The 21,096-nt window shown below is 74.2% G+C and carries 24 protein-coding genes and 1 riboswitch; of the genes, 9 read left to right on the top strand and 15 right to left on the bottom strand.

The window, feature by feature from the left end; genetic code table 11:
* Window positions 1–42: 42 nt before the first annotated feature.
* The 5 genes from ACQFYA_RS03320 to ACQFYA_RS03300 all read right to left on the bottom strand — a co-directional run bounded on the left by ACQFYA_RS03320 (window position 43) and on the right by ACQFYA_RS03300 (window position 5,434).
* Window positions 43–1,047, bottom strand: coding sequence for a hydroxyacid dehydrogenase (locus ACQFYA_RS03320; protein WP_499121563.1), 1,005 nt, complete (start codon window positions 1,045–1,047; stop codon window positions 43–45).
* Complete coding sequence (locus tag ACQFYA_RS03315; protein ID WP_499121562.1) at window positions 1,044–1,964, bottom strand: carbohydrate ABC transporter permease; 921 nt, start codon at window positions 1,962–1,964, stop codon at window positions 1,044–1,046. Before ACQFYA_RS03315 ends, ACQFYA_RS03320 begins: the two co-directional genes overlap by 4 nt.
* Window positions 1,961–2,893 (bottom strand): carbohydrate ABC transporter permease, encoded by a 933-nt coding sequence (locus ACQFYA_RS03310; RefSeq protein WP_499121560.1) that lies wholly within the window; start codon window positions 2,891–2,893, stop codon window positions 1,961–1,963. Before ACQFYA_RS03310 ends, ACQFYA_RS03315 begins: the two co-directional genes overlap by 4 nt.
* 59 nt (window positions 2,894–2,952) lie before the next feature.
* Window positions 2,953–4,245, bottom strand: a complete 1,293-nt coding sequence (locus tag ACQFYA_RS03305; protein ID WP_499121558.1) for an ABC transporter substrate-binding protein — start codon at window positions 4,243–4,245, stop codon at window positions 2,953–2,955.
* A gap of 97 nt (window positions 4,246–4,342) precedes the next feature.
* Entirely contained in the window at window positions 4,343–5,434 is a 1,092-nt protein-coding gene (locus ACQFYA_RS03300; protein WP_499121557.1) for a LacI family DNA-binding transcriptional regulator, read from the bottom strand.
* Between the two features lie 146 nt (window positions 5,435–5,580).
* Between ACQFYA_RS03300 and ACQFYA_RS03295 the strand changes: the two genes are divergently transcribed.
* Both ACQFYA_RS03295 and ACQFYA_RS03290 read left to right on the top strand, forming a co-directional pair.
* Window positions 5,581–7,056: an amidase gene (locus tag ACQFYA_RS03295; RefSeq protein ID WP_499121556.1), complete on the top strand. Its 1,476-nt coding sequence runs from the start codon at window positions 5,581–5,583 to the stop codon at window positions 7,054–7,056.
* 98 nt (window positions 7,057–7,154) lie between these two features.
* The gene (locus ACQFYA_RS03290; protein WP_499121555.1) at window positions 7,155–7,328 is read left to right on the top strand and encodes a CsbD family protein; all 174 of its coding nucleotides are present in this window, start codon (window positions 7,155–7,157) and stop codon (window positions 7,326–7,328) included.
* Between the two features lie 85 nt (window positions 7,329–7,413).
* Here ACQFYA_RS03290 and ACQFYA_RS03285 read toward each other — a convergent pair whose 3' ends face one another.
* Together ACQFYA_RS03285 and ACQFYA_RS03280 are read right to left on the bottom strand one after the other, a co-directional pair.
* Window positions 7,414–8,853 (bottom strand): aminotransferase class V-fold PLP-dependent enzyme, encoded by a 1,440-nt coding sequence (locus ACQFYA_RS03285; RefSeq protein WP_499121553.1) that lies wholly within the window; start codon window positions 8,851–8,853, stop codon window positions 7,414–7,416.
* Window positions 8,854–8,887: 34 nt separating this feature from the next.
* A riboswitch (SAM riboswitch) is annotated at window positions 8,888–9,004 on the bottom strand.
* A 363-nt stretch (window positions 9,005–9,367) separates the two neighbouring features.
* A complete protein-coding gene (locus ACQFYA_RS03280) occupies window positions 9,368–9,544 on the bottom strand; it encodes a hypothetical protein (RefSeq protein ID WP_499121551.1) in 177 nt (58 codons plus the stop codon).
* Between the two features lie 272 nt (window positions 9,545–9,816).
* Between ACQFYA_RS03280 and ACQFYA_RS03275 the strand changes: the two genes are divergently transcribed.
* From ACQFYA_RS03275 to ACQFYA_RS03255, 5 genes are all read left to right on the top strand, one after another.
* Window positions 9,817–10,290 carry a rhodanese-like domain-containing protein gene (locus ACQFYA_RS03275; RefSeq protein WP_499121549.1) on the top strand — a complete coding sequence of 158 codons (474 nt, stop codon included), beginning with the start codon at window positions 9,817–9,819 and terminating at the stop codon, window positions 10,288–10,290.
* Window positions 10,291–10,343: 53 nt separating this feature from the next.
* Window positions 10,344–11,570: an O-succinylhomoserine sulfhydrylase gene (locus tag ACQFYA_RS03270; protein WP_499127411.1), complete on the top strand. Its 1,227-nt coding sequence runs from the start codon at window positions 10,344–10,346 to the stop codon at window positions 11,568–11,570.
* A 53-nt stretch (window positions 11,571–11,623) separates the two neighbouring features.
* Window positions 11,624–11,896 (top strand): type II toxin-antitoxin system Phd/YefM family antitoxin, encoded by a 273-nt coding sequence (locus ACQFYA_RS03265; protein WP_499121548.1) that lies wholly within the window; start codon window positions 11,624–11,626, stop codon window positions 11,894–11,896.
* Window positions 11,893–12,285 (top strand): PIN domain-containing protein, encoded by a 393-nt coding sequence (locus ACQFYA_RS03260; protein ID WP_499121546.1) that lies wholly within the window; start codon window positions 11,893–11,895, stop codon window positions 12,283–12,285. Before ACQFYA_RS03265 ends, ACQFYA_RS03260 begins: the two co-directional genes overlap by 4 nt.
* A gap of 83 nt (window positions 12,286–12,368) precedes the next feature.
* Complete coding sequence (locus ACQFYA_RS03255; RefSeq protein ID WP_499121545.1) at window positions 12,369–13,097, top strand: class I SAM-dependent methyltransferase; 729 nt, start codon at window positions 12,369–12,371, stop codon at window positions 13,095–13,097.
* A gap of 7 nt (window positions 13,098–13,104) precedes the next feature.
* On the opposite strand, the gene ACQFYA_RS03250 is transcribed toward ACQFYA_RS03255, so the two are convergent.
* Together ACQFYA_RS03250 and ACQFYA_RS03245 are read right to left on the bottom strand one after the other, a co-directional pair.
* The gene (locus ACQFYA_RS03250) at window positions 13,105–14,121 is read right to left on the bottom strand and encodes an NADP-dependent oxidoreductase (protein WP_499121544.1); all 1,017 of its coding nucleotides are present in this window, start codon (window positions 14,119–14,121) and stop codon (window positions 13,105–13,107) included.
* Window positions 14,122–14,167: 46 nt separating this feature from the next.
* The gene (locus ACQFYA_RS03245; RefSeq protein ID WP_499121543.1) at window positions 14,168–14,554 is read right to left on the bottom strand and encodes a DUF1304 domain-containing protein; all 387 of its coding nucleotides are present in this window, start codon (window positions 14,552–14,554) and stop codon (window positions 14,168–14,170) included.
* 99 nt (window positions 14,555–14,653) lie between these two features.
* Between ACQFYA_RS03245 and ACQFYA_RS03240 the strand changes: the two genes are divergently transcribed.
* Together ACQFYA_RS03240 and ACQFYA_RS03235 are read left to right on the top strand one after the other, a co-directional pair.
* Entirely contained in the window at window positions 14,654–15,238 is a 585-nt protein-coding gene (locus ACQFYA_RS03240; protein WP_499121542.1) for a TetR/AcrR family transcriptional regulator, read from the top strand.
* A gap of 9 nt (window positions 15,239–15,247) precedes the next feature.
* Window positions 15,248–15,703 carry a hypothetical protein gene (locus ACQFYA_RS03235; RefSeq protein ID WP_499121541.1) on the top strand — a complete coding sequence of 152 codons (456 nt, stop codon included), beginning with the start codon at window positions 15,248–15,250 and terminating at the stop codon, window positions 15,701–15,703.
* Window positions 15,704–15,716: 13 nt separating this feature from the next.
* On the opposite strand, the gene ACQFYA_RS03230 is transcribed toward ACQFYA_RS03235, so the two are convergent.
* The 6 genes from ACQFYA_RS03230 to ACQFYA_RS03205 all read right to left on the bottom strand — a co-directional run bounded on the left by ACQFYA_RS03230 (window position 15,717) and on the right by ACQFYA_RS03205 (window position 21,093).
* Window positions 15,717–16,376: a response regulator transcription factor gene (locus tag ACQFYA_RS03230; RefSeq protein WP_499121540.1), complete on the bottom strand. Its 660-nt coding sequence runs from the start codon at window positions 16,374–16,376 to the stop codon at window positions 15,717–15,719.
* Window positions 16,373–17,695, bottom strand: a complete 1,323-nt coding sequence (locus ACQFYA_RS03225) for a sensor histidine kinase (protein ID WP_499121538.1) — start codon at window positions 17,693–17,695, stop codon at window positions 16,373–16,375. The genes ACQFYA_RS03230 and ACQFYA_RS03225 overlap by 4 nt, the downstream gene beginning before the upstream one ends.
* 110 nt (window positions 17,696–17,805) lie before the next feature.
* On the bottom strand, window positions 17,806–18,729 hold the full coding sequence (locus tag ACQFYA_RS03220) for a hypothetical protein (protein WP_499121537.1): 924 nt from the start codon (window positions 18,727–18,729) through the stop codon (window positions 17,806–17,808).
* Window positions 18,729–19,442 (bottom strand): ABC transporter ATP-binding protein, encoded by a 714-nt coding sequence (locus tag ACQFYA_RS03215; RefSeq protein WP_499121535.1) that lies wholly within the window; start codon window positions 19,440–19,442, stop codon window positions 18,729–18,731. The genes ACQFYA_RS03220 and ACQFYA_RS03215 overlap by 1 nt, the downstream gene beginning before the upstream one ends.
* 168 nt (window positions 19,443–19,610) lie before the next feature.
* Window positions 19,611–20,318: a hypothetical protein gene (locus tag ACQFYA_RS03210; RefSeq protein ID WP_499121534.1), complete on the bottom strand. Its 708-nt coding sequence runs from the start codon at window positions 20,316–20,318 to the stop codon at window positions 19,611–19,613.
* A 58-nt stretch (window positions 20,319–20,376) separates the two neighbouring features.
* A complete protein-coding gene (locus ACQFYA_RS03205) occupies window positions 20,377–21,093 on the bottom strand; it encodes a helix-turn-helix domain-containing protein (protein WP_499121533.1) in 717 nt (238 codons plus the stop codon).
* Window positions 21,094–21,096: the final 3 nt, after the last annotated feature.

Here is a 21,096-nt window from a genome sequence, read left to right as displayed (position 1 = left end):
CGTCAGCGGATGATGCGGGCCCCCGGACGACGGGTCCGAGGGTCAGGCCGTGATCGCCATCTGGTCGGCCTGGATCTCGTGCACGAGCGGGCGCCCGTGCACGAGGCGCTGCAGCTCCTCGAGGACGACGGCCGCGAGCCGCCCGAGCTCGACGCCGAGCGACCCGGCGATGTGCGGGGTCAGCAGCGCGTGGTCGTGGGCGTACAAGGGGTGGTCGTGGTCGAGCACCCACGGGGTGGTGACGTCGAGGATCGCGAACAGGTCCCCGGCCACGACCCTCGCCGTCAGTGCCTCCTGTTCCACGATCTCGCCGCGCGCGGTGTTCACGAGGGTGGACCCGGCACGCATCAGCCCGATGCCCCGCGCGTCGATCAGGTGCCGCGTCGAGGGCAGGGACGGGGCGTGCACCGAGACGACGTCCGACGTGGACAGCAGCTCGTCGAGCCCGAGCCGCGCGACGCCGAGCGCGGCCGCGTCCGCGTCCGTCAGGTAGGGGTCGTAGGCGACGACCTCGAGCTCGTACGGCCGCAGCAGCTCGACGACCTTGCGCCCGATCTTCGACGCGCCCACGATGCCGACCCGCTGGCCGAAGTTCCCCAGGCCCGGGAAGGCCCGCTCGACGTCGAACTCCCGCCGGGACGCCTGGTAGCGGGCAGCGATCGGCAGCACCTTCTTGTTGGCGAGGACGATCATCGCGACCGTGTACTCGGCGACCGGCACGGCGTTCGCCTCGGCCGCGGAGCTGACCCGGACGCCCCGGCGCAGCACCTCGTCCGCGACGTAGGGCTTCACGGTGCCGGCGGCGTGCAGCACGGCCCGCATCCGGGGCGCGGCGTCGAGCACGGCCGCGTCGACGAACGGGGCGCCCCAGCCCGTGACGAGCACCTCCACGTCGGCCAGCACCCGGCGCGCCTCGGGGGACTCGAGCTCGGTGAGGAACCCGCGGACGTCGGCGACCTCCTCGAACTGCGCGGTCCGCGCCGGGGGGAAGACCCGCTCGCGCGCCTCGGGGGCCATCGCGAACGCGACCGCGACCCGCGCGCTCACTTGACGCTCCCCGCCGCCAGGCCGGCCCGCCAGAAGCGCTGCAGCAGCACGAAGGCGACCACCAGCGGCACGATCGACAGGAACGACCCGGCGATCACGAGCGGCGAGTACTCCGGGTTCTGCTGCACCTGGCTCTGCCAGAGGAAGATGCCCACGCTCGTCGGGAAGAGGCTGCGGTCCTGCAGCATGATCAGCGGCAGCATGAAGTTGTTCCAGATCGCGACGAACTGGAACAGCGCGATCGTCACGAACCCCGGCACGAGCATCGGCAGCCCGACGCTCAGGAAGCTGCGCACGGGCCCCGCGCCGTCGACCCGCGCGGCCTCGAGCACCGCGTCCGGCAGGTAGCCGGAGCTGAACACGCGCGCCAGGTACACGCTGAACGGGTTGCAGAACGCGGGGATCAGCACCGCCCACATCGTGTTCGTCAGGCCGACCGACGCGGCGAGCAGATAGAGCGGGATCACGGTGGCGGTGTTCGGGATGAGCACCCCGACCAGCACCGTGCTGTAGAGGAAGCCCTTGCCGCGGAACGCGAGCTTGTCGAAGGCGTACCCCGCCAGGAGGGAGATGAAGGCGGCCACCAGGGCGCCCGCGCCCGCGTACACGATGCTGTTGCCGAGCCAGCGGAGGAAGATCCCGCCGTCCTCGGCGAGCAGCCGCTGGAGGTTCGCGACGAACGACCCGCCGGGGGTGAAGACGCTCGCGCCGTAGAGCGTCGACGCGTCCTTGGTGGTGGCGAAGACGAGCCAGAGCAGCGGCAGCACCATGTAGGCCGCGCCCACGACCAGGATCCCGTTCGTGCCGAGGGTCGCACCGACGCGGCGCCGCGGCCGGCGGACCTGGTGGCGGCCGGACGGCCGGGCGACGGCGGGGTCGGCGTGGATGCGCGGCGGCGCCGCGACGGTCGCACTCATCGCGTGCTTCCCTTCGAGGTGAGGTGGCTGACCACCCAGGACAGGGCGCCGGCGAGGAGCGCGAGGATGATCGACGCGGCCGCCGCCTGGGGAAGGTTGTTGCGGTTGAACGCCGCGTCGTAGGCCCACATGTTCGGGACCCAGGTGCTCGTGACCGCGGTCGTCGCGGTGGAGAGGATCTTGGGCTCGGTGAAGAGCTGCAGGGACCCGATGATCGTGAACAGCAGCGCGACCCCGAGCGCGGGCCCGATGAGGGGCGCCTTGATCGCGAGGGCGGCGCGGATCTCCCCGGCCCCGTCGACACGCGCCGCCTCGAGCACCTCGCGCGGCACGGCCTGCAGGGCCGTGAACAGGATGATGACGTTGTAGCCCGCCCACTCCCACACGGCGACGTTCACCATCGACGGCAGCACCATGTGCACCGACAGGAAGTCGACCTGGATCCCTCCGGACGCGAGCGCGGAGACGATCGGGCTCACGCCGGGCGTGTAGAGGTAGGCCCAGATCAGGGCCGCGATGACGCCCGGGACGGCGTGCGGCAGGAACAGCAGGACCTGGAACAGCCGTCGCGCCTTCGCCACGGCCGCGTCGAGCAGGAGCGCGAGCGCGAGGGCGACGCACAGCAGCGTCGGGACGTAGAGCACGCAGTAGAGCGCGAGCCGCCCGAAGCCGGCGACGAACGTCTCGCTCGCGAGGACGTCGGCGTAGTTGCCGAGCCCGACGAAGACCTTCTCGGCGCCGCCGAACCCGAGCCCGCTGCGCCGCTCGGCGAACAGGCTCAGGCCGATCGCGTAGATCACGGGCGCGATCATGGCCACGAGGAAGACCAGGAAGAACGGGGTCAGGAAGAGTGCGGCGGTGCGGCCCCCGGTGCCCCGGGTCGGCCGGCGTCGCAGGCGCTGCGGCGGGTCGTCGACGCGCACGGTCATGGTGGTGCCTTTCGATGAGTGGGTGCCGGCGCGGCCGCGCCGCGCCGGCACCGGCCGGCCTACTCGGTGACGTCGAGCCCGAGCTGCTCGAGCCCGTCGACGGTCGCGCCCTGCGTCTTCTCGAGCGCGGCCCCGAGCGTCGGCGCGCCGGTCACCGCGTCGACCAGCGCCGTGTTGGTGATGTCGTAGTCCGGGCCCCAGGCCCAGCCGGGCGCGACCTGCGCGGACGCCTCGTCGAAGACCTGATAGATGTCGTTCCCGAAGTAGCCCGTGGGCGCCACCTTCTCGGCGACCTCGTTCAGGCCGGGGTAGGCGAGGTAGGCCGTGCCGACGTCGCCGCGCGCCTCGACGGCGGCCGGGTCGGTGGTGAGGAACTCGAGGAACGCCGCGGCCGCGGCCGGGTTCTCGGAGTTCTTCGTGACGGCGAAGCTCGTGCCGCCGCTGAGGGCGCCGGACGGCTTCCCGTCCCAGGACGGCGGCACCGCCGCGACCCACTTGCCCTTCTGCCCCGCAGCCTCGGTGCGGGTCATCAGGCCCGACGCGCTCCAGGAGCCGCCCACCCAGCCGTTCACGACGCCCTCGTTGAGGTCCGCGTTCCACTCGTCGCTGAACCCGACCTGCTCCTTGACGAGGTCCTCGTCGACGAGCTTCTGCCAGTAGTCGGCGACCTTCGTGCTGGCCTCGTCGTCGATCGAGACCTTCCAGTGGTCGCCGTCCACGCCGAACCAGCTCGCGCCCGCCTGCCACGCCAGCGGCGCGAGCGGGGGCTCGTTCGTGAAGAAGCTCGTGAGGTAGGCGTCGGGGTCCGCCTTGCGCACGGCACGCGCCGCGGCCTCGAACTCGTCCCACGTCGTCGGGACGTCGACGCCCGCGGCGTCGAGGACGTCCTGGCGGTACCACATGACCAGCGGCGGCGCGTCGTAGGGCATGCCGTAGGTCTCGTCGCCGAAGGTGACGAGGCCGCGCACCTGGTCGGAGTACTCGTCCAGCGTCGCCGCGGGGACCAGGTCGTCGACGGGGACGACCTGACCGGAGGCGGCGAAGCCGGGGAGCCGGTAGTACTCGACGCCGACTACGTCGGGGCCGGTCCCCGAGTCGATCGCCGCGGAGAGCTTGGTGTAGCCGCCGTTGGCTCCGTTCGGGATCTCCTCGAAGTCGACGGTGATGTCGTCCTGGCTCTCGTTGAACGCGGCGGCGACGTCGGCCATGCCGCTCAGCGACGACCAGAAGGTGACCTCACCGGTGGGCTCGGAGGCCGCGGGCGTGGCCGCGGAGCCGGACGTGCAGCCGGCCAGCAGGGCGCCGGCGGCGAGGAAGGCGGCCGCGGTGAGCGGAGCGCGACGCAGGCTCATGGGATTCTCCTTTGAACGTGAAGCGAGCTGTCGCCACTGAACCCGAGCCGGGCCTCACCACACAAGCAGAAGGAGACATTCGAACATCACCGCACATCTACGGGGCAGTTCGGGTGGACTCCCGCTCGACGAGGGTCGGCAGCAGCATCATCCGCACGACTGCACGGCTGGCCCGCTCCGCCTGCCGGAGATGGTCGACGCACAGGCGCAGCGCGGCATACCCGAGGTCGTGCTTGGGCGGGGCCACCGCGGTGAGCGGCACGGCCGCGAGGGCCGAGAACTCGTCGTCGTAGGCGACGAGCGCGAAGTCCTCCGGGATCCGGATGCCGCGCTCCGTCGCGAGGTCCGCGAGCGCCATCGAGTCCACGTCGCCCAGCACCAGCGCCGCGGTCACCTCCCGCTCCACGCAGACGTCGAGGAACCGCTCGATCTCCTCGATCGTCACGTCCTCGCCGACCCCCGGCGCGGGCAGCACCCGCTGGAGCGCGTGCTCCTGCAGGCCCAGGCGCGTCATCGTGCTCTCGTACCCCTCGCCGAGCGGCTCGGTGGTCGGCGTCTCGCGCGCGGCGAGGGCGATGCGACGGTGCCCGAGCCCGGCGAGGTGGCGGACCGCGAGCTCGGCGCCGTAGGCGTGGTCGCTGCGCACCCACTCGAGCCGTCCCGCGCCACGCTCGTCGACGCCCCGCTCGACGACCACGACCGGGATCGTCGCCCCGGTCAGCAGCGCATGCAGGTCCGAGCCCTCCACCAGGCTGCCGCGCGGCGTGATCATGAGCGCGTCGACCCCGCCGGCGATCATGCGCTCGGCCTGGCGCAGCTCCTCGCGCTCGGAGTAGTTCGTCGTGCCGAGGACGAGCCGGCAGTTCAGCTCCCGGGCCGCGTCGCTCGCCCCCCGGATCACCTGCGGGTAGTAGTAGCTCGCCGAGGGCGCGATCATGCCGATCGTGGCGACCGGACGCTCCTGCCGGCGGCCGGCCCGGTCGGTCGCCCGCTCCTGCTGCCGGGCCACGGCGCTCGAGACCGCCCCGCCGTGCACCCGCACGAGCAGGCCGCGGGACTCCAGCTCGGCCAGGTCGCGCCGCAGGGTCATCTCGGACACGCGCAGCCGCGGCGACAGCGCGGCGATCCGGAGCGAGCCCCGCAGCTCGAGCTCCCGCAGGATGGCGTCGTGCCGGGCGGCAGCGACCATGACGACCTCCGCATGTGTGGTTCTGTGCGTTTCCGAATATCGCACAGTCAACCACAGCGCGCGGTAGGGCGTCCGCGGCCCACCGCGCCCGCAGCGAGGCCGCCGGCGTGCCACGGTCACCGGCGGAGGTGGGTACCGTGCGGAGCATGGACGCCCTGCACGAGCTGACCGCCGTCCGCCTCCGCGACCTCCTGCGGTCGGGCGAGCTCACCCCCACCGAGGTGGCCGAGCACTTCCTGGCCCGCATCGAGCGCGCCAACCCGGCGCTGGGTGCGTTCGTCTCGGTCACCCCGGAGGCCGCCCGCGAGCGTGCGGCGGGCCTCGAGCGCGACGGCGCGCAGGGCCGGGCGCCCCTGTGGGGGCTCCCCGGCGCCGACAAGGACCTGTGGATGCGGGCGGGCGTGCCGGCCGGCCTCGGCTCGCGCGCCTTCGCCGGGGACGACGCCGTCGTGCCGCCCGTGAGCGACGAGATCGTCGAGGTGCTCGACGCGGCCGGCGTTGTGAGCCTCGGCCGCACGACGGCTCCCGAGCTCGGCTTCCCCGCGTACACCGAGCCGCTCGCGGGGCCCGTCGCGCGCAACCCGTGGGACCCGGGGCTGGGCGCCGGCGGGTCGAGCGGCGGCGCGGCCGTGGCCGTCGCGGCCGGCCTGCTGCCGTGCGCGCCCGGGTCGGACGGCGGCGGGTCGGTGCGCATCCCGGCGGCCGCCTGCGGGGTGGTGGGACTCAAGCCCAGCCGGGGCCTCGTCCCGGCGGGCTCGGGACAGGAGTCCCTGGGCGGGCTGGTGGTGAACGGCCCGCTCGCGCGCACGACCGAGGACACCGCGCTGCTGCTCGAGGGCATGCTCACATGGACGCCCGACGGCCGGGTGGCGCACCCCCTGACGCTGCGCGCGCCGTCAAACCGCGCCGGGGACTACCTGGCCGCGGCCCGTCGCGGGGAGGTGGCCGGCAGCGGCGGCGAGGACGTGCGGGGCCGGTTCCGGGTGGCCGTCACGACCGACTCCGCGTGGGACGACTTCTACGCGATCACGACGTCCGACGCCGCACGCGCCGCCCTCGACGCCGGGGTCCGCGAGCTCGCCGGGCTCGGGCACGAGCTCGAGGACCTCGCCCTCGAGCCGGACCCGGCCTACGGCCCCGCGTTCCGCACCCTGTGGATGGCCGGCGCGTCGGCGGTGCCCCTCGACGACCCCGCACGCCTCGACCGGCTCGAGCCGCTCACCCGCTGGTTGATCGGCCGTGGCCGGCAGGTGCCCGCGCGCGAGCTCGCGCAGGCCCTGCGGGCGCTCACCGGGTTCGAGCGCCGGCTCGTGGCGCAGGTGTCGCGGTTCGACGCCGTCGTGACCCCGGCCCTGGCGATGACGCCGAGGCCGCTCGGCTGGTTCGACCCCGAGGACCCGGAGCGCAACTTCGAGCAGCAGTGCCAGTACACGCCGTGGACGTCGATGCTCAACGTGGCCGGTCTGCCCGCGATCACGGTGCCGACCCGACCGACCGACGACGGCCTCCCCATGGGGGTCCAGCTGATCGGCCGCCCCGGCGGGGAGGCGACGCTGCTCGCGCTCGCCGCGCAGCTCGAGGACCGGCTGCGCTGGGCGGACCGGCACCCGCCGGTCTGGTGAGCGGGCGCAGGCCCGCCGGCCGGGACGCCCAGGTGCGAGACCGCGCCCCGGCGCCTACCGTCGGTTCTCGAGGTCGTTCGACGACGGAAGGAGCCCCGATGGGACTGGGAGACAAGGCCAAGCACCTCGCGGAAGAGGGCGAGGGCAAGGTCAAAGAGGCTACGGGCAAGCTCACCGACGACGAGAAGAAAGAGGCCGAGGGCAAGGCCCAGCAGGCCAGCGCGAACCTCAAGCAGGCGGGGGACGACGCCAAGGACGCATTCAAGAAGTAACCCGCTCACGACGACGGGGCGCCACCGCACGGTGGCGCCCCGTCGTCTTGTCCGGGCCTGTGTCCGGGCCGCGAGGGCCGCGGCGTCAGAGGTCGTCGGGCAGGCAGCCGAAGGCCTCGTCGGCGCCCAGCGCGGCCGTGGCGAGCAGGCCCTCCAGCCCCGAGCCGGCGGGCACCGGGCGCGGGTCGTCGACGACGACCCACAGGCCGTCCACCACGTCGTAGCGCGCCTGCGGCCCCTCGTCGACCAGCGACCGGACGGCGGCGACGAGCCGCTCGACCTCCTCGCCCGCGGTGCCGAGGCCCACCGACGCGCGCACGGCGCCGGCGTCGAACCCGAGGCGCCCGAGCAGCGGGTGCGCGCAGAACCGCCCGTCGCGCACGCCGATCCCGTGCTCGGCCGACAGGTACGCGGCGACCAGGCCCGGGTCGTAGCCGGAGACGGTGAAGGTCACGACGCCCACCGGGTCGACGGCGTCGTCCCAGACGTGCACGACCTCCACCCGGTCCAGCGCGCCGAGGCCGTCCACGAGCCGGCGCCGCAGCGCGTCCTCGTGCTCGCCGGCGACCTGCGGGTCGAGGGCGGCGAGCTCGTCGCACGCGGCCGCGAGCGCCACCGCGCCGATGACGTTGGGCGACCCGGCCTCGTGCCGCGCCGGCCCCTCGTGCCACTCGGTGCGCGTCGTGCGCACGCGGCGCACGGCGCCGCCGCCCGCGAGGTACGGCGTGCCGACGTCGAGCCAGTCGCGGCGGCCGACCAGCGCGCCGGCGCCGAACGGCGCGTACGTCTTGTGGCCGGAGAACGCGACGTAGTCGACGCCGGTCTCGGCCAGGGAGAAGCGGCGGTGCGGCACCAGCTGCGCGCCGTCGAGCACGACCCGCGCGCCCGCGCCGTGCGCCGCGGCGACGACGTCCGCCACGGGCAGCGCCTCGCCCGTGACGTTGGACGCGCCGGTCAGTGCGAGGAGCGCGTAGGGGCGGCCGTGGGCGACCCCGGCGGCCAGCTCGCCCTCGATCTCCGCCAGCGTCGCGGAGACGGACGGGCCGCCCGTCACCACCGTCGCGTCGGTGACGCGCTGCCAGGGCAGCAGGTTGGCGTGGTGCTCGATGTCGAGCACGAGCACGCGGCCCGGCTCGCCCGTCACCGGGTCGGCGGGCACGCAGCCCGCGAGCAGGTTGAGCGAGTCGGTGGTGTTCCGGGTGACGATCGTCAGGTCGTCGTCCCGGGCCCCGACGAACGACCCGATGGTGCGGCGGGCCGTCTCGTACAGGGCGGTCGAGACCTGCGAGAGGTAGCCGGCGCCGCGGTGCACGCTGGCGTACAGCGGCAGCACGCGCGTGACGCGGTCGGCCACGGCCTGCAGGGCGGGGGCCGAGGCCGCGACGTCGAGGTTGGCGTACGGCACCTGGCGGCCGTCGACCAGTGGTACGAGCGTGTCGCCGCCGACGACGGGCAGCACGGGCGCGACGTCGTGCACCGGGGCGGCGAGAGGCGCCGGGGCGGGCGCGGTGGTGAGCGTGGTCATGCGTGGTCCTCCTCGGTCGTGCCGGGGAGGTGCCTCCCCGCGCTTGCCCGCGCGCCGGACGGCGCGGGGCCAGGTCGTCACCCGGGGCACCCCGCCGCGAGAGGAGGGTTGCCGGCCAGCGAGCCGGGGCTTGTCGCTGGCGCTCTTGACCTGTGACCATCGTCCGGAGGAGGTCCGGCGGTGTCAAGCGGCGAGCCGCGCCCTCTTGACATGTGGGACGGCGCGCCCCCGAAGGGCGCTCGCACGGAGCGCCCGACCGTTCCTGCGGTCATTGCAGCGGGTACTGCCCAGGGTGGTAGCGCGGGTCGATGGGACGCTCCTCGGGCGGCAGGTACCGGTGCGGCTCCTGCGGCCTCCGGTCGCGGCGCCGTCGGAACCATCCTCGGATCCTCGTGAAGAACGACATGGCGACCTCCCGACCGTCGAGGTTCGCTCCCCATGATCCGCGGCCGGTGCGCCGCTCGCACTCCTCGGCGACCGGACGAGGTGCGAACAGACGACGGGCCCGCCGAGGTCAGAAGCCGCTGGCCCCGCCGCCGTCGCGCCAGCCGAGCGCGTTGTCCGCGCCCTGGGCGTACGGGGCCTCGTGGGGGCGTCCGCCCTCACGGGGCGGCGGCAGGTCGCGGGGGCGCTCCAGCGGCTCCTGGCGCTCCCGCCGGAACCAGCGCCTGAGGGTGTCGAGAAGCGCCATGGTCGACCTCCGTCGTCGTGAACCCGTGCCGATTACTTGGCGGAGACTTTACCCTCGGCCGCGGGTGGCCGCCCGGGAGGACGCCCTCGTTCGCTGCGCGAGACGGGGTGACCAGCACGCGGACGGCGGGCGTACGATCGCCACGACCATCCCGAGCGGCCGAGTGACGTGGCACGTCGACGCCGCAGCAACCCGCGGGCCGGTCGCCGCCCTCGTGGCGGCGGCGCGGCACGGACGAGGGTGCTACCGCCACGACCGATGGGAGGACTGCGATGAGCACCCAGATCGAACCCCGCCCCGCCGAGGGCTACGCCGGGGACCTCACGCCGCAGCAGGCCTGGGACCTGCTGGCTGGCGACCCCGAGTCCGTCCTCGTGGACGTGCGCACCGAGGGCGAGTGGCGTGCCGTCGGCGTGCCCGACACCGCGCAGGCAGGCAAGCGCCCCGTCTTCGTCGAGTGGGTCAAGGCGGGCGGGCGCCCGAACGCCGGCTTCCTCGCCGAGCTCGCCGCCGCGGGCGTGACCGCCGAGCGTCCGATCGTCTTCCTGTGCCGCTCCGGCCAGCGGTCGATCGGCGCGGCCCGCCTCGCCACGTCGTCCGGCCTCGGCCCGGCGTACAACGTGCTCGAAGGCTTCGAGGGTGGCCCCGGCTTCGACGGCGCCCGCGACCGCGAGGGCTGGAAGGTCCGCGGGCTCCCCTGGGGCGAGTACTCCGCCGAGGGCGTGACCACGGAGTCCCGCGCGTGAGCGGCGCGCACCCGAACCAGGACATCCCCACCGGGCCGGCCGCCGACGACGTCGTGCACGGCGGGTCGGGCCGGGGCCCGCTGCCCGCGACCGCGCGCCCCGCGACGCTCGCCGTGCGCGGCGGCCACCGGCGCACGGACTTCCAGGAGACCTCGGAGGCGCTGTTCCTCACACAGGGCTACGTCTACGACACCGCCGCCGACGCCGAGGCCTCGTTCTCCGGCGACCTGTCGCGCTTCGTGTACTCGCGGTACGGCAACCCGACGGTGCACACGTTCGAGGAGCGCCTGCGCCTGCTCGAGGGCGCCGAGGCCTGCTACGCGACGGCGTCCGGCATGTCGGCCGTCTTCACGACGCTCGCGGCCCTGGTGTCCAGCGGCTCGCGCATCGTCAGCGCGCGCGCCCTGTTCGGCTCCACGAACGTCATCTACGAGGAGATCCTCGCCAAGTGGGGCGTGCAGGTCGACTACGTGGACGGCCACGTCACCTCCCAGTGGGAGGACGCCCTGGCCACCCCGGCCGACGTCGTCTTCTTCGAGTCGCCGTCGAACCCCATGCAGGACCTCGTCGACGTGCGGCGCGTCGCGGAGCTCGGCCACGCGGCCGGGGCCGTGGTCGTCGTCGACAACGTCTTCGCGACGCCGATCCTCCAGAAGCCCCTCGAGCTCGGCGCCGACGTCGTCGTGTACTCGGCCACCAAGCACATCGACGGCCAGGGGCGGGTGCTCGGCGGGGCGATCCTCGGCACCCGCGAGTTCCTCGAGGGGCCCGTGCAGACGTTCATCCGCAACACGGGCCCGTCGCTCTCGGCGTTCAACGCCTGGGTGCTGCTCAAGGGCCTGGAGACGCTCGACGTCCGCGTCCGCGCGCAGAACGCCGCGGCGCTGCAGGTGGCCGAGGCTCTCGAGGGCTTCGCGGAGATCGCCGCCGTGCGCTACCCGTTCCTGACGTCGCACCCGCAGCACGAGCTGGCGCGTTCCCAGCAGTCCGGGGGCGGCACGGTCGTGACGTTCGACCTCGCCGTGCCCGAGGGCACGGAGCCGGAGGAGGCGAAGAAGCGGACGTTCGCGTTCCTCGACGCCCTGCAGATCGTCGACATCTCCAACAACCTCGGCGACGCGAAGTCGATCATCACGCACCCCGCCACCACGACGCACCGCAAGCTCGGCCCCGAGGGCCGCGCCAAGGTGGGCATCGCGGAGACGACGGTGCGCCTGTCGGTCGGGCTCGAGGACCCGCGGGACATCATCGAGGACGTCGAGCAGGCCCTGCGCGCCTGACTGCGACCGAGCCGGGTGTAGACGCACGTCTACACCCGGCCTAGCATGACGGCATGCAGACCGTCGGCACCCGCGAGCTCAAGCAGAACCCTGCTGCGGCGATCCAGCGCGTCCTGGAGTCCGGGGAGAGCGTGGAGATCACCGCCTACGGACACCCGACCGGGGTCGTCCTCGCCCCGGAGGGCACGGTTCCCGCCCGCTGGGTGCCCGGGGCGGCCCTCGCCGACCTGACCCCGCTCGACCCGGCCGAGGCCGAACGATGGCACGCCGACTCCGAGCCGGAGCCCACCGACGATATCCGCGATCCCTGGGGCGGTCGTGCATGATCCTCCTCGACACAAACGTCCTCATCGATCTGGACCGATACCGCTTCGACACCGGCGAGGCCTACGGGGCGAGCATCCTCTCCCGTGCAGAGCTCGAGTTCGGCGTACAGGTCGCGCCCTCGGCCGAGTCCATGGCGGTCCGCGCCCGCCGGCTCACCGAGCTCGACGACCGTTTTCGCTGGATCGAGTTCGATGTCGCGTGCACCCGCTCGTACGGCATCGTCGCCGCAGGGGCACGTGCGACCGGCGCCCGGGCGCGCAGCAAGGACGCGCTGATCGTCGCGCAGGCACATCGGCACGGCGCGGCCGTCATGACCGCGAACCTGAACGACTTCCGTCCGTTCGACCACCTCGTCCAGGTGCTCCCCCCGGCTCCGCGCACCACCTGACCGCGCCCGGCATGCGAGCCTGCGCGTCAGGCAGCCGGTATTTTCGTTGGGTCCCCGAGCCGGGCGGCGCCTACGGTCGCGACATGCCCGACGCGATCTTCGCCGACCCCACGCTCGCCCGGCTGTACGACCCGCTCGACCCGGACCGCAGCGACCTCGACGCCTACCTCGCGCTCGCCCGCGAGCTCGGTGCCCGCAGCGTGCTCGACGTCGGCTGCGGCACCGGCTCCTTCGGGGTGCTGCTGGCAGGCGAGGGCCTCGACGTCGTCGGCGTGGACCCGGCGGCCGCCTCGCTCGACGTCGCGCGCGGCAAGCCGGGCGCCGGGACGGTGCGCTGGCTGCACGGCGACGCGACCACGCTCCCGCCGCTGCAGGTGGACCTCGCCACGATGACGGGCAACGTGGCGCAGGTCTTCCTCGCCGACGACGACTGGGCGGCGACGCTCGGGGGCGTCCGCGCGGCACTGGCGCCGGGCGGGCACCTGGCCTTCGAGACCCGCGACCCGGCGCGCCGGGCATGGGAGGGCTGGACGCGCGAGCGGACGTACGCGCGGACCGACGTGCCCGGGTTCGGCGCCGTCGAGACCTGGACCGACGTCACGGACGTGTCCGGGCCGTTCGTGACCTTCCACGGCACGATCGTCCTGCCGGACGGCCGCGTGCTGCACTCCGACTCCACGCTGCGGTTCCGCGAGCACGACGAGGTCGAGGCGTCGCTCGAGGCGGCCGGGTACGTCGTCGAACAGGTGCGCGACGCCCCGGACCGCCCCGGGCTGGAGTGGGTCTTCGTCGCCCGCGCCGGGCGGGCGTGACCGCCGCTCAGACGGCCGTGCGGACGACCATCTTCCCGGTGTTGGCGCCGCGCATCATGTCGACGAACGCCTGCGGGGCGTTCTCGATGCCGTCGACGACGGTCTCGTCGTAGGCGATCTTCCCGTCGGCGAACCAGCCGGTCATGAGCTCGCGGAACTCCGCGCCGTGGTGGAGGTAGCCGCCGAGCGTGAAGCCCTGGAGCTTGAGACCGCGCGTGATGAGGTTCGCCATGTTGTCGGGGCCGGACACCCGGTCGGTGGTGTTGTACGCGGCGATCGCGCCGCAGAGCGCGACCCGGCCGCCGTCGTTCATCACGTCGAGCGCCGCGGTGAGGTGGTCGCCGCCGACGTTGTCGAAGAAGACGTCGACGCCGCCCGGCACCAGGGCCGGGAGCTGCTCGCGGACGGGTGCGTCCTTGTAGTTGAGCGCGGCGTCGTAGCCGTACTTCGAGGTGAGCAGCTCGACCTTCTCGGCCGACCCGGCGGAGCCGACGACGCGCGAGGCGCCGAGCAGCCGCGCGATCTGGCCGACCGCGGTGCCGACGGCGCCCGCGGCGCCGGAGACGAAGACGGTGTCGCCCTCCTTGATGCCGGCGATCGCGGTGAGCCCGACGTAGGCGGTGAGGCCGGTCATGCCGAGCATGCCCAGGTGCAGCGACAGCGGGACCCCGGGGATCTCCGGCAGCACCTGGAAGCCGCGCGCATCCTCCTGCACGACGTCACGCCAGCCGTACTGGTGCGACACGACGGCGCCCACGGGCACGTCGTCGGACGCGGACTCGAGCACGCGGCCGACCGCGCCGCCGGTCATGGTCTCGCCGAGCGCGAAGGGCGGCACGTAGCTCTTGACGTCGTTCATCCGGCCCCGCATGTACGGGTCGACGGAGACGAACTCGTTGGCCACGCGGACCTGCCCGGGCTCCAGGTCGCCGTAGGTGACCTCGACGGTGCGGAAGTCCTCGGGGGCGGGCCAGCCGGTGGGGCGGGCGGCGAGCTGGATCTGGGTGGAGACGATCGAGGACATGCGGGTGGTGCCTTCTTCCGGTGGGTGGTGACGGGCGGCGCTCCGGTCAGAGCGCGAGGCCCACGACGAGCGCGACGACGGCGAGCAGCGGCACGGCTCCCTGCGTGAGGGCGGCGGCGCGCTTGTCGTGCGAGGACAGGAACAGGACGAGCGCCGCGGCGAGCATGCTGCCCGTGCCGGCGAGGACGAGGGCCGCGCCGGCCCCGGTGCTTCCCGCGACGACGAGCACGATGCCGACCGCGGTCACGACGGCGAGGAACAGGTTGTAGAAGCCCTGGTTGAAGGCCAGCTCGCGCGTCGCAGCGGCCTCCTGCTCGGTGGTGCCGAACGTGGCCCGCGCCCGGGGCGTGGTCCATGCGAGCGACTCGAGCCAGAAGATGTACACGTGGAGCGCCGCGGCGACCCCGGCCAGGACCAGTCCCGTGGCGACCATCGATGCCCCCTGCTGCCTGCCCGGCCGTCGCCGGGTCGATTCTGTAACGGTCGGTCCACTGTATATACTGCAACGACCGTTACACAACTTGGAGGCACGATGGGCAGGGCGCAGGGGTTCGAGACCGGGCACGCGGTCCGCGCCGCCCGCGAGGTGTTCTGGCGCGACGGCTACGCGGAGGCGTCCGTCCCCGCGCTCGAGCGGGCCACCGGGCTGAACCGGTCGAGCATCTACCACGCCTTCGGCTCCAAGCGCGGCCTCTTCGACGCCGCCGTGCAGAGCTACCTCGACGAGGTCGTCCGGCCCCGTCTGCGCCCTCTCGTCGCCGACGACGTGGCCCCCGACGCGCTCGTCGCCTACCTCTCCGGGCTGCGCGCCGCGCTCGCCCGCACCGACGAGATCCAGGGCACCTCCGGCTGCCTGCTCGTCAACACGTCGAGCTCGCCCATCGCCCGCGACGACGCCGTCCGGCAGACCGTGGCCGACTACCGCGCCGAGCTGCACGACGCCCTCGCGCGCGGGATCGCCGCCATGCTCCCGGGCGCCGGCGCCGCGGAGGGCGACCGGCTGGCCGACGTCTGCACGGCCCTCGTGATCAGCGCGTTCACCCTCGTACGGGTGGACCCGCCCAGCGCCCTGCACTGCCTGGACACCGCCGTCGCGCTGCTGGACGACGCGCGATAGCGTCCTACCATGTCGGCCCAGGCAGTCCCCGCGCCCCCTCGACGACGGCGACGCGTCGGGTGGTGGGTGACCGTCGCCGTCGTCGCCGTGGTCGCCGTGACCGGGGTGGTGCAGATCTTCCCGCTGCCCCGGACCGCAGACGTGGCTGCCCCGCCCGCGGACGCCACGGCCGAGGAGGTCGTGCGCGCGTACCTGACCGCCGTCGACGCCCACGACTGCAATACCGCGCAGGAGCTGACCACGCCCTCGTTCGCCCCGACCACCGAGAGCATGTGCCACGACGCCGCGAGCCTGGAGGTCACCGACCTCGAGACGGTCGGGACCGGAGCCGTGCACGCCGGGTTCGACGTCGACTGGCGATTCTTCGCCGACGACGGCTCCATCCCCGAGGGCGGGTTCGGGTGGACGTACTACCTCACCCGTGACTCGGACGGGTGGCGCATCGAGGACGCCGGCAACGGCTGACCTGGACGCGCCGTCAAGCGCCCGGGACGGCCAGCCCGGAGTCGTACGCCCACACCACGAGCTGCACACGGTCGCGCGCGCCGGTCTTGGTCATGATGCGGCTCAGGTGCGACTTCACGGTGCTGGGCTCGAGGAACAGGGCCGCGGCGATCTCCGCGTTGGACGACCCGCGGCACAGCAGGGCGACGATCTCCCGCTCGCGCGCGGTGAGCAGGCCCGCGGCGGCCTCGTCCGGCGCCACCGGGCCGCGGCGGCGCGCGAACTCGTCGATGACGCGCCGCGTGAGCGTCTGGTCCACGAGGCCGTCGCCGGCCGCGACGCGGCGGACGGCGTCGACCAGCACGTCGGGCTCGGCGTCCTTGAGCAGGAAGCCGGACGCGCCCGCCTCGAGGGCGCCGAACACGTAGTCGTCGAGGTCGAACGTGCTCACCACGAGCACGGGGACCGGGTCGGCGGCGTCCGGCCCGGCCAGCTCGCGGGTCGCGGTGATGCCGTCGCCGCCGGGCATGCGCACGTCCATGCACACGACGTCGGGCCGCTCGCGCCGCGCCACCCGCACGGCGTCCGCCCCGTTCGACGCCTCCCCCACGACCTCGAGACCCTCGCTCTCGAGGATCACGGTGAACCCGGCGCGCACCACCGCCTGGTCGTCCACCAGGACGACGCGCGTCATCGGACCCGCCGCCCCTCGGGTTCGCCGACGGCCACCGCGGCCTCCGGCCGGGGCACCGTGAGCCGCACCAGCCAGCCGCCCGCCGACGTGCGCCGCGCGGCAAGCCGGCCGCCCACGAGCTCCGCCCGCTCCGTCATGCCGATGACGCCGTGGCCCGCGCCTGACGGGCCGCCGGCGTCCGGCGTCGTCGGGTCGCCGCGGCCGTTGCGCACGACGACCTCCAGCGTGTCCTCGTCGTACGCCGTCTCGACGTCGACCTGGCTGCCGGGGGCGTGCCGCCGCGCGTTGGCGAGCGACTCCTGCAGCACCCGGTACACCGTGAGCTGCACCGTGGGCGGCAGCTCGAACGGCTCGCCGCGGCGCGTCTCCTGCACCCGGGTGCCGGCGCTGCGGGCGTCGTCGAGCAGCGCCGGGACGTCCGCGAGGGTGGGCTGCGGGGCCGACGGCGCGTCCTCCTCGCGCTCCGCGGAGTCGCGCAGGATGCCGACCACGAGGCGCAGGTTCTCGAGGGTCTCGCGCCCCTGCGCGCGGATCCACCGCAGCGACTCCCGCGCGCGCTCCGGGTCGCCGTCCACGAGCCGCTCCGCGGCGGCCGCCTGCACGACGATCCCCGACAGGTGGTGCGCCGCGACGTCGTGCAGCTCGCGGGCCATGCGGCCCCGCTCGGCGAGGACGGCCTGCGCCGCGAGCGCCTCGCGCTCACGCTCCGCCTGCGCCACGCGGGCCCGCAGCTGCGCCAGGAGCTCGCGGCGGGTGCCGACGTACGCGCCGACGAGGACCGCGCCGAGGTAGGTGATCAGCGCGGACACCAGGCCGCCCCAGAGCTGCGTGCCGACCGACACGCCGAGCTCGGCCGCCGACGCCGGCCCGCCGAGGACGTACCCGAGCAGCACCTGCACGACGGCGGTCGCGGTCGCGGCCCCGACGGCCGGGCGGCGCGGGGCGTAGACCCCGAGGGAGTAGGCGGCGATCAGCCCCGCCGGCGCCTGGAAGCTCACGTACGCCGGCAGGAGCGGGGCGAGCGCGAGCTGGCCCAGCAGCGTCAGCGCCAGGCACAGGACCGGCCAGCGGCGGCGCAGCGTCAGGGCCATCGCCTGCCCGGCGAGCACCACGCACGCCGCGACCGTCGCGCCGGTGCTCATCACGCCGAGCGACGGGCCCGCGCCGAACGCCTCGCCGAGGCCCGACGGCACCAGCCGCAGCAGCACGAGGAACAGCGTCACCGACAGCGCGGCGACCACGGCGCCGAGCAGCGCGTCCCGGCCCGTGGCCGTCCGGACGCCCAGGGCGTCGAGCCGCCGTCGCAGCGCGTCGAGCACAGGTCCTCCGTCGATGTCGTGCGTGATGTGGGGTGCAGCGTTCCGGGGCGGTGACCGCCCGGCACACGGTACGTCGTCCGTGCGCCGGGCCGGTCGCGTGTCCGGGCAGGTCAGGCGAGGTCGCGGCGCCGGAACGTCGCGCCCGCGGCGACGAGCAGGACGGCGGCCCAGGCGAGCAGTCCGGCCAGCGCCGCCGCGGCGCCGACGCCCGCCCCGGCGTCCGACGTCGCGCCGAACAGCTGGGCCGCGCCGTGCCCCGCCGACGCGAGGGAGCCGAGGGTGATCGGCAACCACGACGTCGCCGTCGTCGCGCCCCCGGTGAGGACGAGCGCGGCGGCCTGCACCATCGGTTCCACGAGGGCCAGCGCCACGACCACGACGACGGCCGCGACCTGCCCCCGCACGAGGGTACCGACGGCGAGGCCCAGCCACGAGAGCAGGACCATGACCGCGAGCCCGCGGGCCCAGACCCCCAGCGCCTCGCCCGGGCCGAGGGCCAGGCCCGCGCCCGACGTCGTCGCGACGGCGAGGACCAGGCCGACCGCCGTCACCACGGCCAGGGCCGCACCCGTGACGAGCGCCGCCGTCGCCGTCGCGCCCGCCTTGCCCGCCAGGATCCGCAGCCTGTCCGGGACCGCGAGCGCGGTGGGCACGATGCCGCCCGTGCGGAAGTCGGTGGTGGCCGCGAGCGCCCCGAGCAGCAACATGCACAGCGCGGTGGTGCCGCTCGAGCCGGACCCGGCCGGACCGTTGCCCAGGAGGTCGAGCAGCGCGCGCTGGGCCCCGGCGGTGCCGAGGTCCGTGGCCGCGGCGAGGCCGGACAGGAGCTCCGTGGCGTCGCCCGGGGACATCTGCACCCCGACGTGGAACCCGGCGTCGGACCCCGACCCGGCGCCCAGCGCCTCCAGGGTGCGCAGCGTGCGCGGCAGCACGAGGGTGAGGACCTGCGTGAGCACCATGCCGGCGACGGCGACGGCCGCGACGACCCACGGCGTCCGGGTGGTGCGCAGCTTGAGCAGCTCGGCGCGGAACATCAGCGCACTCCTTCGGTGGCGGCGGTGAGGTCGAGGTACACGTCCTCGAGGCTCCGGTCGGTGACGAGCTCGTCCAGCGGCCCGGCGGCCACGACGCGCCCCTGGCCGACGACGACGAGGTCGTCGGCGACCTGCGCCACCTCGGCGAGCACGTGGCTGGCCAGCAGCACCGTGCCGCCGTCGTCGGCGAACGCGCGCAGCAGCTCCCGCAGCCAGCGCATCCCGGCGGGGTCGAGGCCGTTGGCGGGCTCGTCGAGCACGAGCACCTCCGGACGGCCCAGCAGCGCGGCGGCGATGCCGAGGCGCTGCCGCATGCCGAGCGAGTAGGTGCGCACGCGGCGGTCCGCGGCGGGGACCATGCCGACGGCGGCGAGCGCCTCGTCCACCCGTCGGGCGGACAGGCGGGACGCCGCGGCGAGCACCCGCAGGTGGTCGCGTCCCGTGCGCCCCGGGTGCAGGCCGCCCGCGTCCAGCAGCGCCCCGACGACCTGCGCCGGGCGCGGCAGGTCCGCGTAGCGGCGGTCGTCGAACGTCGCGGTGCCCGCGTCCGCGCGGGCCAGCCCGAGCAGCACGTGCAGCGTCGTGCTCTTGCCCGCGCCGTTGGGGCCCAGCAGCCCCACGACGCGGCCCGGCGCCGCCGTGAAGCTCACATCGTGCACGGCCTCGAAGCCGCGGTAGGACTTGTGCAGCCCTTCGATCCGGATGGTCGTCATCCGTCCCCTCCCTCGTCCTGCCGGCGGTCGTGCGCCGGTGGTCCGAGCCTCCCGGGGACGGGGCGGCCGGGTCTTGAGGCGGAGGTCGGAACCTGCGTTGCGCCTTCCGGCGGACGAATCAGGCGTGCGAACGAACGTTGTCCCGCAACCGTCGGGACCGTCGCGGCGTCACGCCGCAAGGATGCGGAGCGCTGCTTGGCCGTCTCTGCGAGCTCCCGCGGGGATCGCGTTCCAGCATCTCGAGCCGTCGGGGAGATTACGCACCAAGGTCTCGACGCGCCGACGGTCCGACCCGGTGAACTGCTCCCGCGCGTCGAACGGATCGGTCAGGCAGCACAGCAGGGCAGCGGCGTCCTGGAGGTGACGTTCAGGGTCGCGGGAGTCCGTGCGGAACGCGGCGGCCTTGAGCACGAGCGCGCCGAAGACGTTCGGCACGCTGACGGTCGTCGCGCGCCCTTCGACGATCGACAGGCCGGCGTTCACGGTCCGGCGCAGCGCTTGGGTCCCGCCCTCGATGGCGACCATGTCTCGGCCACGCAGCTTCTCCACGACCCGAGGCGCCGCATGGTCGGCGACCAGCACATCGACGACGTCGGGGCTGCTGGTGATCAGGTCGACCGTGGCTGCACCGCGGACGAAACGGTGGGCAGTACGTTCGCGCGGGTCGACCGACGCCAGCATCTCGTAGCCCACGGACTCGAGGGCTCGAGCAGCGTCCGAGGGCAGTCCGCGCGTGGTCTCGACGTGGAGCACGACGTCCACGTCGTTGGTCGGACGCACGACGTCCAACCCCCGGTGGACCGTGTGCAGCTGGGCCATCAGTCCGCCGACGAGCGTCCAGGACGTATGAGGGAGCACCGCCTCGATCTCGGCCACGTTCGGCCACGGCGTGCCCCAGCCACCGGGCGGGCTGCGGACGGCGATGGTGGCACGGTCAGCCATGGAGGCGCCCCAACGCGGCGCCGATGGCGTCGAGGCCGGCCCGCCGCTCGCGTGTGTCCAGCGATTCGGCCAGGTCGAGCCCTGCGAGCACGACACCGGACGCCGCCAGCTCGCGAACGGTATCCATCGGGAAGGTGGTGACCCGTACCGTGAGCTGGCCGGCGTCGTCCGGGACCAGCCCGTAACGACGGACGAGCATCGCAAGTCCGTCGGCGTCGGCATAGCCGTCGACCCGCGTGGACCCGGCGAGCCCGAGGCCGGGGCCGACAGCGGCGGTATCGACCAGCGCGTCTCGTACACGCTCGGTCACCGAGGAGTGCCCCGCGAACTGCTTCACCCGGGCGCGCTCCCGGGCGCGGGCGATGAGCTCGGCGGCCGTCACGGACCGCAACGCCGATCTGAGCCTCGAGCGTTGCGTCGCACCCAACCAGGTGGCATCGACGCCGGCGAGAATCGCGACCGCGCCCCACGCGGTCGGCTGCGACCACGGACGGGTGCGGGTCGACCCACGGACGGCGAGGAAGCGATCGATGGACTCGGACTCGATCACTCCCCGTGCCGGCGCCGTGAGCTCACCCTGGGCGACCAGGTTCTGCACCTGGCGGGCCGAGACCCCCAGCCGCTCGGCCGCCTCGCGGACCGCAACCAAAGACATGACAGACAGTTTCGCCATAGCGAAGTCATCGGTCAACACCTGCGCGATCCTCATGGA

It is taken from the genome of Promicromonospora sp. Marseille-Q5078 (assembly GCF_050315395.1).
Taxonomy (GTDB): Bacteria; Actinomycetota; Actinomycetes; order Actinomycetales; family Cellulomonadaceae; genus Isoptericola.
Note: the sequence above shows the minus strand (reverse complement) of the source record. Positions and strands in the feature narration are given on the sequence as shown.

Coding starts and splice junctions, on each gene's coding strand:
- ACQFYA_RS03290 (WP_499121555.1), top strand. CDS start 7,155: ATGGGACTGGGAGACAAGGCCAAGCACCTCGCGGAAGAGGGCGAGGGC.
- ACQFYA_RS03315 (WP_499121562.1), bottom strand. CDS start 1,964: ATGAGTGCGACCGTCGCGGCGCCGCCGCGCATCCACGCCGACCCCGCC.
- ACQFYA_RS03245 (WP_499121543.1), bottom strand. CDS start 14,554: ATGGTCGCCACGGGACTGGTCCTGGCCGGGGTCGCCGCGGCGCTCCAC.
- ACQFYA_RS03300 (WP_499121557.1), bottom strand. CDS start 5,434: ATGGTCGCTGCCGCCCGGCACGACGCCATCCTGCGGGAGCTCGAGCTG.
- ACQFYA_RS03230 (WP_499121540.1), bottom strand. CDS start 16,376: ATGACGCGCGTCGTCCTGGTGGACGACCAGGCGGTGGTGCGCGCCGGG.
- ACQFYA_RS03280 (WP_499121551.1), bottom strand. CDS start 9,544: ATGGCGCTTCTCGACACCCTCAGGCGCTGGTTCCGGCGGGAGCGCCAG.
- ACQFYA_RS03240 (WP_499121542.1), top strand. CDS start 14,654: ATGGGCAGGGCGCAGGGGTTCGAGACCGGGCACGCGGTCCGCGCCGCC.
- ACQFYA_RS03260 (WP_499121546.1), top strand. CDS start 11,893: ATGATCCTCCTCGACACAAACGTCCTCATCGATCTGGACCGATACCGC.
- ACQFYA_RS03250 (WP_499121544.1), bottom strand. CDS start 14,121: ATGTCCTCGATCGTCTCCACCCAGATCCAGCTCGCCGCCCGCCCCACC.
- ACQFYA_RS03295 (WP_499121556.1), top strand. CDS start 5,581: ATGGACGCCCTGCACGAGCTGACCGCCGTCCGCCTCCGCGACCTCCTG.
- ACQFYA_RS03275 (WP_499121549.1), top strand. CDS start 9,817: ATGAGCACCCAGATCGAACCCCGCCCCGCCGAGGGCTACGCCGGGGAC.
- ACQFYA_RS03265 (WP_499121548.1), top strand. CDS start 11,624: ATGCAGACCGTCGGCACCCGCGAGCTCAAGCAGAACCCTGCTGCGGCG.
- ACQFYA_RS03305 (WP_499121558.1), bottom strand. CDS start 4,245: ATGAGCCTGCGTCGCGCTCCGCTCACCGCGGCCGCCTTCCTCGCCGCC.
- ACQFYA_RS03310 (WP_499121560.1), bottom strand. CDS start 2,893: ATGACCGTGCGCGTCGACGACCCGCCGCAGCGCCTGCGACGCCGGCCG.
- ACQFYA_RS03285 (WP_499121553.1), bottom strand. CDS start 8,853: ATGACCACGCTCACCACCGCGCCCGCCCCGGCGCCTCTCGCCGCCCCG.
- ACQFYA_RS03220 (WP_499121537.1), bottom strand. CDS start 18,729: ATGTTCCGCGCCGAGCTGCTCAAGCTGCGCACCACCCGGACGCCGTGG.
- ACQFYA_RS03255 (WP_499121545.1), top strand. CDS start 12,369: ATGCCCGACGCGATCTTCGCCGACCCCACGCTCGCCCGGCTGTACGAC.
- ACQFYA_RS03205 (WP_499121533.1), bottom strand. CDS start 21,093: ATGAGGATCGCGCAGGTGTTGACCGATGACTTCGCTATGGCGAAACTG.
- ACQFYA_RS03235 (WP_499121541.1), top strand. CDS start 15,248: ATGTCGGCCCAGGCAGTCCCCGCGCCCCCTCGACGACGGCGACGCGTC.
- ACQFYA_RS03215 (WP_499121535.1), bottom strand. CDS start 19,442: ATGACGACCATCCGGATCGAAGGGCTGCACAAGTCCTACCGCGGCTTC.